We start from the raw sequence: 12,112 nt of genomic DNA, 5'->3' as shown, positions 1-12,112 counted from the left end.
TTCGACTCCACGACGGGGAGCCGGTCCGGCTATGCCCCGCCGTGGCGGCGAAGAAGAAGGTGCTCTGACATGAACATGGCTAGACTGTAGCAGAACTCCTCAGACAAGTAGACGAGGCGTCGACGCGAGAGATCGGATGGCCGATGGCACAGGTGAAGCGCGCACCGCTGGCGGATCAGGCCGCCGAGCTGCTTCTGGAACGGATCCGCGCGGGAGAGTGGACGCTGGGGGAGAAGCTGCCCGGAGAGACGACGCTCGCACCGCAGCTCGGGGTGGGACGCTCCACCGTCCGTGAGGCGATCCGTCAGCTCGCCGGCCGCGGAGTGCTGGCGTCGCGGCAGGGAGCGGGGGTCTTCGTCACCGCTCTCGATGCGCCGGAGGACTGGGACTCGGTTCTGCGCAGAGCGGGAGTCGTCGCGGTGATCGAGGCGCGGATCGCCATCGAGACCGAGGCGGCGGCGCTCGCCGCGTCACGACGGACCCCCGCCGATCTGCGCGCCGTCCGGCGCGCTCTGGCCGATCGTGCTGCGCACCGCTCGGATATCGAGAGCCACGTCGACGCCGACACGGTCTTCCACCGGTCGATCGTCGCCGCAGCACACAACCCGGTCCTGCTCGATCTGTTCGACAGCTTCACCCCGCGATTGCGGGAGGCCATGATCGAGATGCTCCGCATCCGCCGCGTGTACGGCGGCGATGAGGACCACGAGGCGCACGCCGTGCTCGCCCAGGCGATCGCCGACCGCGACGCGAAAGGCGCGGCCGACCTCAGCCGCGCCCACCTCCTCGCGCTGCGTGACGCGCTGGCCTGACGGCGTCGGTCCGGCCGCTCACCGCAGGATGACCAGCTCTCGAGTGGTCCTGGTCATGGCGACGTAGCGGTCGACGGCGCCGGTCACGTCGTCACCGAACTGCTCCGGCCGCACGAGGGCGACCAGGTCGAACTCGAGCCCCTTGGCACCCTCGGGGGTCAGCGACCGCACCCTTTCCGTCGTTGCGAAGCCGGGGTCGCCGATGACGCACGCCACGCCGCCGGGATGCGCGTCGAGCCAGGCATCCAGCACCGCCGGCAGCGATGCGGCCTCGCCGAACCGGACCGGGACCCCGCTCTCGCGGACCGACGTCGGCACGTTCGCGTCCGGGATCGCCGCGAGCACCAGGGGTGCCGCCGTCTCCATCACCTCCGCCGGTGTCCGGTAGTTCACGCCGAGGTGGGTGATCCGCACATCGCGCAGACCGATGCGCATGAGCCTCTCCTCCCAGGTCTCGGTGAAGCCGTGCCGTGCCTGCGCGCGATCGCCGACGACCGTGAAGCTGCGCGAGGGGCAGCGTGCGACGAGCATCCGCCATTCGGCATCCGTCAGCTCCTGGGCTTCGTCGACGACGATGTGTCCGAAGGGGCCGGCCAGCTCGTCGGGTGTGAGTGCCGGCGGGGCGTCGACGCCGAGCAGCACGTTCCGTGCGTCCTGCCCGCGCAGGATCGACATCACCTTCATCTCGCTGTCGTCGTCTTCGATCAGGTGGTCGACGACGTGGGAGATCTGCTCCTGCGCCGAGGCGATCACGGCCTGACGGCGGTGCTCCTCGCGCACCGCCTCCGGGTCGCCGATGCGGCGCCGCGCCGCGTCGAGGAACGGGAGGTCCGCCGTGGTCCACGGCGCCGTCTCCTCCCGGTGCAGCAGCGCGATGTCGTCCGCGGACAGGGCCGGGGCGCACTGCCGGAGCAGAGCGGGCGAGTTCCACATCCGCCCCACCACGGAGGTCGGGGACAGCAGCGGCCAGGCGCGCACGAACGTCCCGGTGAGGTCGTCGTCCTGACGCAGCCAGCGCCGGATCACGTGCGGCGGCACCTCGTCGTCGTCGACCTGATCGACCAGGAGTTCCAGGATCTCCTCCCACACCTCGTCGCGCGCTTCGTTGTGCGACGCTGCGGGGTCAGCGGCGGCGAACACCTCGACCCACTCCTGGCGGCTCAGCCAGAGGTCGGCCCAGGGGGACTCCAGGCGCATGGCATGCTGCGGCGGTCGCTCGAACGACCGCGCCGCGGCATCGAGCATCAGGTCGGGGGAGAGGGAGGCCTTCAGTGAGGCCACGCGCGCATCCGTCTCGTCGACGGCGGTCGTCCCCTCCGGGACGAGGTCCCGCAGCGTGCACAGTCGCACCGTGTCCTCGCCGAGACTCGGCAGCACATCTTCCACGTATGCGAGATAGTGCGCGTTCGGCCCGACGAGCAGCATGCCTCCGGCGCTCTGGGTCAGGCGCGGTTCCGCGTACAGCAGCTGCGCGGCCCGGTGCAGAGCGACGACGGTCTTCCCTGTCCCGGGACCGCCGTCCACGACGAGCGCACCGGGCGAGGGAGTGCGGATGATCGCATCCTGGTCGGCCTGGATCGTCGCGAGCACGTCGCGCATCCGTGATGTGCGATGCGTGCCGAGGCTGGCGATGAATGCGGACTGATCGTCGAGAGACGCTGCGCCGTCGAACCCGGCGGGCGTGAGCGCCTCGTCCCAGTAGTCACTGATGCGTCCGTCCGTCCAGCGGTATCGCCGGCGCGAGACGATGCCGCGCGGATCCTCCATGGTCGCGGCGAAGTACGGTTCGGCCGCCGGGGTCCGCCAGTCGACGAGCAGACGGGTGCCGTCGGCCGCAGCCAGACCCGTGCGACCGATGTAGATCGGTTCGCCTTCTGCCGGCGTCATCCTGCCCAGGCAGATGTCGATGCCGAACCGCTGCAGGATCCGGAGCCTTCCGCTCAGGCGTCGGATCTCCAGGTCGCGGTTCACGGCGCTGTCGCCGAATCCCGCACGCTGGCGTCGTACCTCGGCGAGGCGTCTGGTGACTTCGCTGCGCTGCTCCTCCAGGGTGTCGGCGATCCGTCCGAGGTGATCGCGGTCGGCGTCGAGAAGGGCGGTGGTCGCTTTCGCGCCCAGATTCGCAGGCAGGTGGAAGGGGTCGAAAGACATGGGTCTCCTCACGCGCGAGGGCCGGATCGCACGAGCGAGGGTCGATTCTGCCGCATGGGTGGGGTCTTGCGGCAAGCCCCCTTCTCGGAGATATCCTGGAAATGGAAGGACGCGGGGATCACGCTGACGCACTCGACCGACTGCCCTCCCTGCGGAGCACACATGACGCATCGCATCGGCTATCTCGTCGGAAGTCTCGCGCAGGACTCGATCAACCGGATCCTCGCGAAAGCGCTCGTGGGGCTCGCGCCGCCCAGCCTGGAGCTCGTCGAGATCCCGATCCGGGACCTGCCGCTCTACAACCGCGACGACGAGCTCGATCCGGTCGCCGCGGTGACGGAGTTCAAGCGCGCCATCGAGGGTTCCGAGGGGCTGCTGCTGGTGTCGCCCGAGTACAACCGCTCCATCCCCGGTGCGCTGAAGAACGCGATCGACTGGGGCTCCCGCCCCTGGGGCCACAACTCCTTCGCCCGCAAGCCCACCGGCATCATCGGAGCATCCACGGGTGCCATCGGCACGGCCGTCATGCAGTCGTCGATGCGCAGCGTCCTGAGCTTCCTCAACGCCCCGCAGCTGAACGCCCCGGAGGCGTACATCACGTTCGATCCCGAGGCCTTCGGTCCGGATGGCGAGGTGAAGGATGCCCGCACGCGCGAGTTCCTCCAGCACTACATGAACGAGTACGCCGCCTTCGTCGAGCGGGTGCTGTCGCTCACGGCACCGGGTCACGTCGGGGATCAGGGCTAGTCGTGGCGTCTGACGACAGGGGGATGACGATGTGGAATGCCGACGAGTTGGCGACGATCGCGGCGCCGGAGATGTTCGATCTCTCGGCGCAGCTCGACGATGGGACGATGCCGAAGACCGTGGGAATCTGGGCGGTCGCCGTGGACGGGCGCCTGTTCGTGCGCTCCTACACGGGGCTCGAGGGCAAGTGGTATGCCCCGGCACTCGCCAGTCTGCGCGGCCGCGTGTCGGCCGGTGGCGTCACGAAGGACGTCCGCTTCGAGCGCGTCACCGATGAGGCGACGAACACGGCGATCGATGCCGAGTACCTCGCCAAGTACACGCCGAGCCCGTACGCCCCCGAGATGGGACAGGAGCCGGTGCGCTCGAACACCCTCGAGGTGATCCCGCTCGACTGAGTTGGTTGACTGAGCGCGTCGACTGGCCGGCGGTTCGGCGGGGGTATGCCCTCCCGAACGATCCGCCCCAGACGGTACCGCCGAGAGGGCTGACCGTCCTTCCCGGACGGTTGGGGAGGCGGCGAAGTTCTCGCTGCGCTCTCGGCTGATCTCCCCAGATCTCAGCCTGTAGCCCCCGCTACCTGAGCAGAGTACCGCTTAATCGGCTTGTCCGCCATTTGGGGGACAAAGAAATTTACGAATGTTGCGATTCCGGTCGCCTGTTGTCTTCCCGGCGGCGATGCCTAGGGTGGACTCATGGACAGAATGCTCGTGCTCCCCGCTCAGGTCGCCATCACCCACGGCCACCGGGTCGAGGTGACGGAGCAGGTCGATCCGCTCACCGATGAACCCGTCGTCCTCGCTCTCGTCGACCTCGACACGGGCATCCGCTACCGCCGCACGGAGGAGCCGGGCGGTGACTTCTCGCGATGGATCGGCCGGGTGCTGGAGTGCACGGTGACCATCGGCGGGATCGGGGCGCGCACCACGCTGCTGGTCGATCCCATCGGCCCCGGAGCGACCGGAGCCAAGATCGCGCTGCGCGGCGCCGACGCGGCCGCCGATGCGGCGAAGGCCGAAGCCGACCGATGGGGTGGCGCGGATCGTCCCCCGGTGGAGGAGCCCGAGCGCTTCTGGTGATGCGGGGCGGTCGCCCTCAACGGAAGTCCCGAGACCGATGCGTGACGCCGGTGCGCAGATCCTCGAAACCGTCGGCGAGCACGTTGACCACGCCCTCGGCCGACCGCTCCAAGATGCCGCGGATGATGAGCGCCGGTGATTCCCTGGCGACACGGCGGTAACGGTTCCAGACCCCGGCCGAGCAGACGATGTTCACCAGGCCGCTCTCGTCCTCGAGGTTCACGAAGGTGATCCCGGATGCCGTCGCCGGTCGCTGGCGATGGGTCACGAGACCGGCGACCTCGATACGGCGACCGACCTCGTGGCCCTGCAGATCGGCGGCGGTGAGCACCCCGCGGGTGCGCAGTGCCTCCCGGAAGTGCGCCATCGGATGGTCGTCGGTCGACACCCCGGTCGCCCAGAGGTCCGCCGAGAGCCGCTCGTAGCTGGTCTGATCCGCGAACAGGGGCGGCTGCACGGCGACGGTGGTCCCCGGAAGGAAGCGGGAGCGGTCGTCCGCCGCGGCGCCGGCGAGCCAGATGGCCTCTCGGCGCTCCAGCCCCAGGCAGTCGAAAGCGCCGGCGGTGGCGAGCGCCTCCAACTGCGTGGCGGTGGCATCCGTCCGGCGCACCAGATCGTGCAGATCGCGGTAGCGCCCGTGTGCCTCGCGTTCGGCGACGATTTTCTCCGCCATCGGCACACCGATCCCGCGGATGCCGCTGAGCCCCAGTCGCACCGCTGATCGGCCGTCCCTCCGATGTGACGCGGACTCGTCCGGGGCCCGCCTGTCGAACCGGAGCGGGGTCGGTTGCGGATCGTCGAGGCAGTCGTCCCGCCCCGTCGGCCCGTGCGACGCGCCCTCGTCGAGAGGCTCCAGCATCTCCATTGCCCCGGAGACGTGCAGGTCAGGACGACGGACCTCGACCCCGTGCCGTCGGGCATCCGCGGTGAGGGTCGACGCCGAGTAGAAGCCCATCGGCTGCGAACGCAGCAGGCCGGCGAGGAACGCGGCGGGGTAGTGCAGCTTCAGCCAGGAGCTGGCATAGACGAGCAGGGCGAATGACAGCGAGTGCGACTCCGCGAAGCCGAAGTTCGAGAACGCCTGGATCTGGGCGTAGATGCGATCGGCCGCTTCGTCGACGAGGCCGCGCCTGGCCATGCCGGCGTACAGCTTGTCCCTGACCTTCTCGATCTTCTCCAGGCCGCGCTTCGACCCCATCGCCCGGCGGAGCAGGTCGGCCTCGTCGGCCGTGCAGTCGCCGATGGCCGTCGCCATCTGGATGAGCTGCTCCTGGAAGATCGGGATGCCCAGCGTGCGTTTGAGGATGTCCTCCAGGTCGCTGTGCGGGTAGGGGATCGTGAAGTCCACCGGCTCCTCGCCCCGGGCCAGGCGCTCCCGGTTCTCCTCGTCGACACGATCCTTCGCGATCTTGCGCCGCACGAAGGGGTGCACGGCCCCACCCTGGATGGGACCGGGACGGATGAGCGCGATCTGGATGGCGAGGTCGTAGAAGCAGCGCGGCTGCAGCCGGGGGAGCAGACCGATCTGCGCGCGGGACTCCACCTGGAAGACGCCGATCGAATCCGCGCGGCAGAGCATGTCGTACACCCCCGCCTCCTCTTTGGCAATGCTCTCCAGCGTCCACTCCTCGCCGGTGTTCTCGCGGATCAGGTCGAAACAGTGCTGGAGGGCGGCGAGCATCCCGAGGCCCAGCAGGTCGAACTTCACCAGGCCCATGAAGGCGGAGTCGTCCTTGTCCCACTGGATGACGGTGCGGTTCTCCATGCGGGCATGCTCCACCGGCACGACCTCGCCGACCGGGCGTGCGGTGAGCACCATCCCGCCGGAGTGGATGCCGAGGTGGCGGGGTGCCTTCAGCAGCTCACCCGCGTAGGCGAGCACGTTCTCCGGGATGTCATGACCCTCGACGGGTTCGAGCCCCACACCCCAGCCGTCCACCTGGCGTGACCAGGCGTCCTGCTGCCCGGGGGAATGGCCGAGCGCTCTCGCCATGTCGCGCACCGCGTTCTTCGGACGGTACTGGATGACGTTCGCCACCTGGGCGGCCCGCTCCCTCCCGTACTCCCGGTACACCCACTGGATGATCTCCTCACGGCGGTCGGAGTCGAAGTCCACGTCGATGTCCGGCTCCTCCGTCCGCGTGGTCGCGAGGAAGCGCTCGAAGGGAAGGCGGTAGAGGATCGGATCGACCGCGGTGATCCCCAGCAGGTAGCAGACCGCGCTCGCCGCGGCCGACCCCCGGCCCTGGCAGAGGATGCCGCGTCTGCGCGCCTCCGCGACGATGCCGTGCACGATCAGGAAGTATCCGGGGAAGTCCTTCTCCTCGATCACGTCCAGCTCGCGTTCGATGCGGCGGTGGCCGGCGTCGTCCAGTCGGGGGTACTTCGACGGCACGGCCTCCCAGACCAGGTGACGCAGCCAGCTCATCGGCGTGTGCCCCTCCGGTACCTGCTGTTGGGGGAGTGCCGGTCGTGCGAGACGCAGCGGGAAGGCGGATGCCGCGGCCAGCTCGAGCCCGTACGAGATCGCGCCGGGGTAGCGCCGGAAGCGGGCCGACATCTCGGCTCCGCTGCGCAGATGCGCGCCGCCGTGCGCGGGCAGCCAGCCGTCGAGCTCATCCATGCTGCGCACCGCGCGGACCGCGGCCACCGCCTCGGCGAGCGGCGCCTGTGCGGGGGTGGCGTAGTGCACGTTGTTGGTCGCGACCACCGGCAGCCGCATCCGACGGGCGTGACCGGCGAGGGCGTCGTTGCGGCGGGTGTCCAGCGGATCCCCGTGGTCGAAGAGCTCGACGGCGACGTTGTCGGCTCCGAACAGGTCGGCGAGGGAGCGCAGCGGAGTGGCCGCGTCTCCGGCCTCGAGCCCACGGCGCACCGCACCCTTGCGGCATCCGGTCAGGATCGTCCAGTGCCCGCCCGCGCGCGCGGCGAGATCGTCGAGGTCATAGACGGGACGCCCTTTCTCTCCACCGCGCAGCTGTGCGGCGGAGATCGCGCCCGAGAGCCGGTGGTAGCCCTCCATCCCGCGAGCGAGGACCAGCAGATGCTCCCCGGCGGGATCGGCGGAGCCTCGTTGCGGTGCGGGCAGGTCGAGAGACAACTCGGCTCCGAACACGGTCTGCAGCGGACTCTCCATGAGGTCGGCGACCTCGGCGAAGCGGGCCGCGCCGTAGAAGCCGTCGTGGTCGGTGAGGGCGAGGGCGGTCAGACCGAGGCGGTCGGCCTCGGCGAGGAGATCCTCGGGGGAGGAGGCGCCGTCGAGGAACGAGTACGAGGAATGGGCGTGCAGCTCGGCATAGGGGACCGCATCCTCGGGGCGAGCGCTGGCGGTGGGCGGAGTGCGCTTGCGGCGTCGGCTCACCGGTCCTGGGTCCGTCCGCTGGCCGCGCGGCTCGGCGCCGGGAGGGGTCGGGGGCGACTCCTCGCCGCTGAGGGTGCGCTCCAGGTCTTTCCAGGAGAGGGGCGGGTTGTGCCAGCCCATCAGCGATACCTCCCCTCGGCCCACCAGCGCTCGCCGGTGTGGAAGACCAGCCAGGCGCGGTCGCGGTCGTCGACGATCTGCAGTCGGTGCCCGCGCTTGCCGCCGCCGGACGCCCAGCGGCGCTCGTGGATGGGCCAGGGGCCGGCCCACGCCTGCACGGCCGCCCCGTCGATGCGGGCGGGATCGCTCGAGAGCGCCCCGCGCTCGTCGATGGTGATCGTGGTCTCGTCCGCGGACAGCACTCCGATCGGACGCGGCGGGCGGAACACCTCTGCCGGGAGCGGATCGGGCAGGCTCCCCGGCCAGGGCGATTCCGGGTCGCGCGGGGGGACCGTACGCTCGCCCCAGGGCGTGAGCACCTGCCGATCGGCGAGCCAGCGGCCGCCGGAGACCGCGGCGGTGACGACACCCTGATGTCCCAGCATGGTCTGCACGCGGGAGACCGCATGGTGCAGGCGCTCATCGGTGCCGGATCCGAAGAGCCCCGGCTGGTGATGGGCGGCGTCGTCCACGGCGGCGGGGACGATGCGCACCGCCATGATGCCGCCGAACGCCCGTGCCTCATCGACCGGCTGCTTCGCCGACTGCGCGGCCAGGGCCTCCAGCTGCCAGCGCACCCGGTCGACGAGGTCGGAGGCATCGAAGCAGGTCGGATGCAGCCAGGACCGGGAGAAGACCACGCCGTTGTCGTCGGTCAGATCGATCCGCACCTCCGTGCACACGACCGCGGCGTCGCCGAGCGCGAGCATGACCGCATCCGCCGTCTGCCGCACCGCGAAGGCGACCTGGTCCGCTCCGGCCAACGGTGAGTCGAACTCGATGTCCCGAACGAGCTCGGGGTCGGGCGGACGCGGCGTCAGCGCACGGGAGTCGGCGCCGGCGGCGAGTGCGTGCAGGCGCGCGCCGTGTTCGCCGAAGCGGTCGCGCACGTCGAGCGGGGCGAGCGCGGTGAACTCGCCGAGGGTGCGCACCCCGAGTCGCACGAGGAGGCCGGCGATCTGCTCGTCGCGCAGCACCTGCACGGGGTAGGGGGCGAGGAACTCCCGGGATCCTCCGGGCGGCACGACCGTGCAGGGGGTGGGGCCCCGCGCGGCGATCTCGGCGGTGAACGGGCCGTCCGCGACGCCGATGCGCACCTCGGGGAAACCGGCCTCCGCGAGGACGGCGGTGAGCGCCTCGGCCGCTTCCGCCTCTCCGCCGTGATAGCGGGAGATGCCCCGGGCACGGACGATCGCGAGTCCCGGCCGCAGCAGGGTGACCCCGGGTGCCTGCCTCTCGATGAGGTGCAGTACGGGGAGGAAGGCGCGCTCGTCGCGGTCGGGGTCGTGGGGGAGCACGCGCAGCGAGGAGAGATGGCCCTGTGCGACGCGGCGGCGCTGACCGGTGCGCACGCCGTGCTCCCTGGCGGAGGCGGTGCAGGCGACGATCGTGTTCGCCTGCACCAGGGCGGTGGGCGGGTGCGGAGGCGGGCTGCCGAGCGCGGCCCGCAGGGGCCAGTCGGGGAACCACAGCACGAGCACGCGGAGCGGACTGTTCATCCGGCTTCCGCCCATCGCAGGAGTTCGGGGGGAGCATCCTCGCCCCGGCCGATGATCTCGGGCGAGAGTGCGGGCAGTGCGGTGAGCTCGGTCGCGACGGTCTCGACGGCGCCGTGTCCTCCCGGCAGCCGCACCTGCACGCTCGATGGTCGAGAGGTGTGCCGGGTCTGCGCGGTCACGGTCACTGTGCAGTCGGAGAGCAGCCCCCAGCCGGTGCCGAGGCCGTGCCAGTGCGGGTCATGCAGGCGTATGGTCCCCTCGCTCTGCGGCCATCGTCCGGTGCCGGGCGTCTCGGTGACCAGGAGCGTGCATCCGCGATCGCGCAGGCGTGCGCTCAGACGGGAGACATCGGCATCCCGAGCCTGAGTGGCGGGGTTCACGACGATCAGGGGCACGACCTCGGCCAGCGCGGAGGTCGCCGCGAGCCAGCGCTCTCCCGGGTCGGGGACGAGGATCAGACGGGCGAGATCGATGCCGAATGCGGCCGCCGCTTCGACGCCGAGTGTCGGCATGCCGACGACGGCGCACCAGTGCCCCTTCTGCGATGCGGCGCTGAGCAGTGCGAGCACCAGGCTCGGCGAGGGGGAGACGGTGTAGGAGGTGCCGGTCTGCAGTCCCTCCTCGGGGAGGAGTGCGGAGAAGGCGGGGTCGAGGGGGAGCAGCGTATGCTCGCTGCGCCGCCGTTGCATCCGGCTGATCTCGCGGCGCAGTCGCAGCACTTCTCCCGCGCGGGAGTCGCTCGCCGGCGAGAGGGAGGCCAGCGCATCGAGACCGATCACCCTGCATCCTTTCTCGAAGATATATTCTAATATACCAAGTCCTGTGGATGACGATAGTTCGTACATCGGACATCAGTGGAGTTCTCCACAGGGCGTCGGCACCGGGCCTGCGGATCTCCTAACCTGCGCGTATGGACCCGCGGCTCGCCCTCATCTCGCTCGTGCACGTGATGCTGGCGGGCATCGGCGGATGGCTGATCGTCATCGATGCACGCACGCACCGCCTCCCGAATCGCATCGTGCTGCCGACGCTCGCCGCGCTGATCGTGCTCGGCGCACTCGACGTCCTGGTCACGGGGCACAGCATCGCGTTCCTCCGCGCCCTCCTCGGCCTGGTGATCCTGGGCGGCTTCTATGCGGTGCTGCGGGGGATCAGTCGTGCCGGGATGGGCGGCGGCGATGTGAAGCTCGCCGCGGTCATCGGGTTCGTGCTGGGTTGGCACGGCTGGCAGTCGCTCGCGATCGGCGCCGCCTCGGCCTTCGTGCTCGGGGCGCTCTACGCGCTCGTGCTCATCCTCCTGCGCCGAGCCGACGGGGCCACCCGCATCGCCTTCGGCCCGTGGATGATCGCGGGTGCGCTCCTCGGCGTCGTCCTCGGCTGAATCCGCCGGGTCTCGCACGGATAGTCCGATGTCGGCGCTACCCTGAAGCACATGGCACTTGCACGGCTTCACGGCGGCCCGCTGGACGGGCAGATCATCCCCCTCGGCGACGCGGACGACAAGCTGATCGTCCCCTACAGCGAGACGCAGGTGGTGTACAACCGCCGCAGCGAACCGCACAACACCGGCCCGAACGATGGGCCGACCGAGGTCGACTACTGGTTCGAAGAGTCTCTCGAGGATCTCACTCTCAACGACGATGACTGAACCGTCCCGCACGGTCGAGGTCGAGCGCAAGTACGACGTCGATGGCGAGACCCCGCTGCCGGTCTGGGAAGCGATCCCCGGGGTCGACGCCGTCACCACCGGGGAGGCCAGGGCGCTCGACGCGCAGTACTTCGACACGGCAGACGGCGAACTCGCCCGCGCGGGAGTGGCGCTGCGTCGTCGCACCGGCGGCCCGGACGAGGGCTGGCACGTGAAGGGACCGCGGCAGGGCGACGGTCGGCTCGAACTCGGGTGGCCGCTCGGTGAGGATGACGAGCTCCCCGCGGCCGTGGCCGACACCGTGTCCGCCTGGACGACCGCGCCGCTCACCCCGCTCGCCCGCATCCGGAACGATCGCACCGCCTACCTGCTCACCGGCCCCGGCGGAGTGGTGGCCGAGTTCGTCGACGACCGGGTGCAGGCGACGGATCTCCGAGGCGACGTGCAGCGCGAATGGCGGGAGTGGGAGATGGAACTCGGTCCCGCGGCCCCGGCAGACGACGAGGCGCGCGCCGCCTTCTTCGATGCGGTGGAGCGCGCGGTTTTGGCCGCAGGAGGCCGGGAATCGGCATCCGGTTCCAAGCTCGCCCGTGCCCTCGGCTTCTAGTCAGACGGCCGAGTCGAACGCAACCCCTTTCCCCGGGACGACACCGCGT

11 protein-coding genes are annotated in these 12,112 nt (G+C 70.4%); 7 read left to right on the top strand and 4 right to left on the bottom strand.

What is annotated here, in order from left to right:
• Window positions 1-143: 143 nt before the first annotated feature.
• Window positions 144-812, top strand: a complete 669-nt coding sequence (locus BQ2383_RS18705) for a FadR/GntR family transcriptional regulator (RefSeq protein ID WP_091037407.1) — start codon at window positions 144-146, stop codon at window positions 810-812.
• Between the two features lie 18 nt (window positions 813-830).
• Here the strand turns inward: BQ2383_RS18705 and helR are convergent, their stop codons facing one another.
• Window positions 831-2,963 (bottom strand): RNA polymerase recycling motor ATPase HelR, encoded by a 2,133-nt coding sequence (helR, locus tag BQ2383_RS18700; RefSeq protein ID WP_091037404.1) that lies wholly within the window; start codon window positions 2,961-2,963, stop codon window positions 831-833.
• 162 nt (window positions 2,964-3,125) lie between these two features.
• Between helR and BQ2383_RS18695 the strand changes: the two genes are divergently transcribed.
• The 3 genes from BQ2383_RS18695 (at window position 3,126) to BQ2383_RS18685 (ending at window position 4,789) form a co-directional block, all read left to right on the top strand.
• Window positions 3,126-3,710, top strand: coding sequence for an NADPH-dependent FMN reductase (locus BQ2383_RS18695; RefSeq protein WP_091037401.1), 585 nt, complete (start codon window positions 3,126-3,128; stop codon window positions 3,708-3,710).
• A gap of 23 nt (window positions 3,711-3,733) precedes the next feature.
• Window positions 3,734-4,108, top strand: coding sequence for a DUF2255 family protein (locus BQ2383_RS18690; protein WP_091037397.1), 375 nt, complete (start codon window positions 3,734-3,736; stop codon window positions 4,106-4,108).
• 297 nt (window positions 4,109-4,405) lie between these two features.
• Window positions 4,406-4,789 carry a hypothetical protein gene (locus tag BQ2383_RS18685; protein ID WP_091037394.1) on the top strand — a complete coding sequence of 128 codons (384 nt, stop codon included), beginning with the start codon at window positions 4,406-4,408 and terminating at the stop codon, window positions 4,787-4,789.
• A gap of 16 nt (window positions 4,790-4,805) precedes the next feature.
• On the opposite strand, the gene BQ2383_RS18680 is transcribed toward BQ2383_RS18685, so the two are convergent.
• The 3 genes from BQ2383_RS18680 to BQ2383_RS18670 are packed head-to-tail and all read right to left on the bottom strand — an operon-like array spanning window position 4,806 to window position 10,587.
• Window positions 4,806-8,270 carry an error-prone DNA polymerase gene (locus BQ2383_RS18680; protein ID WP_091037391.1) on the bottom strand — a complete coding sequence of 1,155 codons (3,465 nt, stop codon included), beginning with the start codon at window positions 8,268-8,270 and terminating at the stop codon, window positions 4,806-4,808.
• Window positions 8,270-9,808 carry a DNA polymerase Y family protein gene (locus BQ2383_RS18675; RefSeq protein WP_091037692.1) on the bottom strand — a complete coding sequence of 513 codons (1,539 nt, stop codon included), beginning with the start codon at window positions 9,806-9,808 and terminating at the stop codon, window positions 8,270-8,272. The genes BQ2383_RS18680 and BQ2383_RS18675 overlap by 1 nt, the downstream gene beginning before the upstream one ends.
• Window positions 9,805-10,587, bottom strand: a complete 783-nt coding sequence (locus BQ2383_RS18670) for a hypothetical protein (protein WP_091037386.1) — start codon at window positions 10,585-10,587, stop codon at window positions 9,805-9,807. Before BQ2383_RS18670 ends, BQ2383_RS18675 begins: the two co-directional genes overlap by 4 nt.
• A gap of 131 nt (window positions 10,588-10,718) precedes the next feature.
• Between BQ2383_RS18670 and BQ2383_RS18665 the strand changes: the two genes are divergently transcribed.
• From BQ2383_RS18665 to BQ2383_RS18655, 3 genes are read left to right on the top strand one after another with little or no spacing between them, the layout of a single operon-like run.
• Window positions 10,719-11,189, top strand: a complete 471-nt coding sequence (locus tag BQ2383_RS18665) for a prepilin peptidase (RefSeq protein WP_091037384.1) — start codon at window positions 10,719-10,721, stop codon at window positions 11,187-11,189.
• 51 nt (window positions 11,190-11,240) lie between these two features.
• Window positions 11,241-11,456 (top strand): hypothetical protein, encoded by a 216-nt coding sequence (locus BQ2383_RS18660; RefSeq protein WP_029261531.1) that lies wholly within the window; start codon window positions 11,241-11,243, stop codon window positions 11,454-11,456.
• Complete coding sequence (locus BQ2383_RS18655; protein WP_091037382.1) at window positions 11,449-12,063, top strand: CYTH domain-containing protein; 615 nt, start codon at window positions 11,449-11,451, stop codon at window positions 12,061-12,063. The genes BQ2383_RS18660 and BQ2383_RS18655 overlap by 8 nt, the downstream gene beginning before the upstream one ends.
• Window positions 12,064-12,112: the final 49 nt, after the last annotated feature.

Origin of the sequence: Microbacterium oxydans, assembly GCF_900095745.1 — a bacterium.
GTDB classification, from domain to species: Bacteria; Actinomycetota; Actinomycetes; order Actinomycetales; family Microbacteriaceae; genus Microbacterium; species Microbacterium oxydans_B.
Note: the sequence above shows the minus strand (reverse complement) of the source record. Positions and strands in the feature narration are given on the sequence as shown.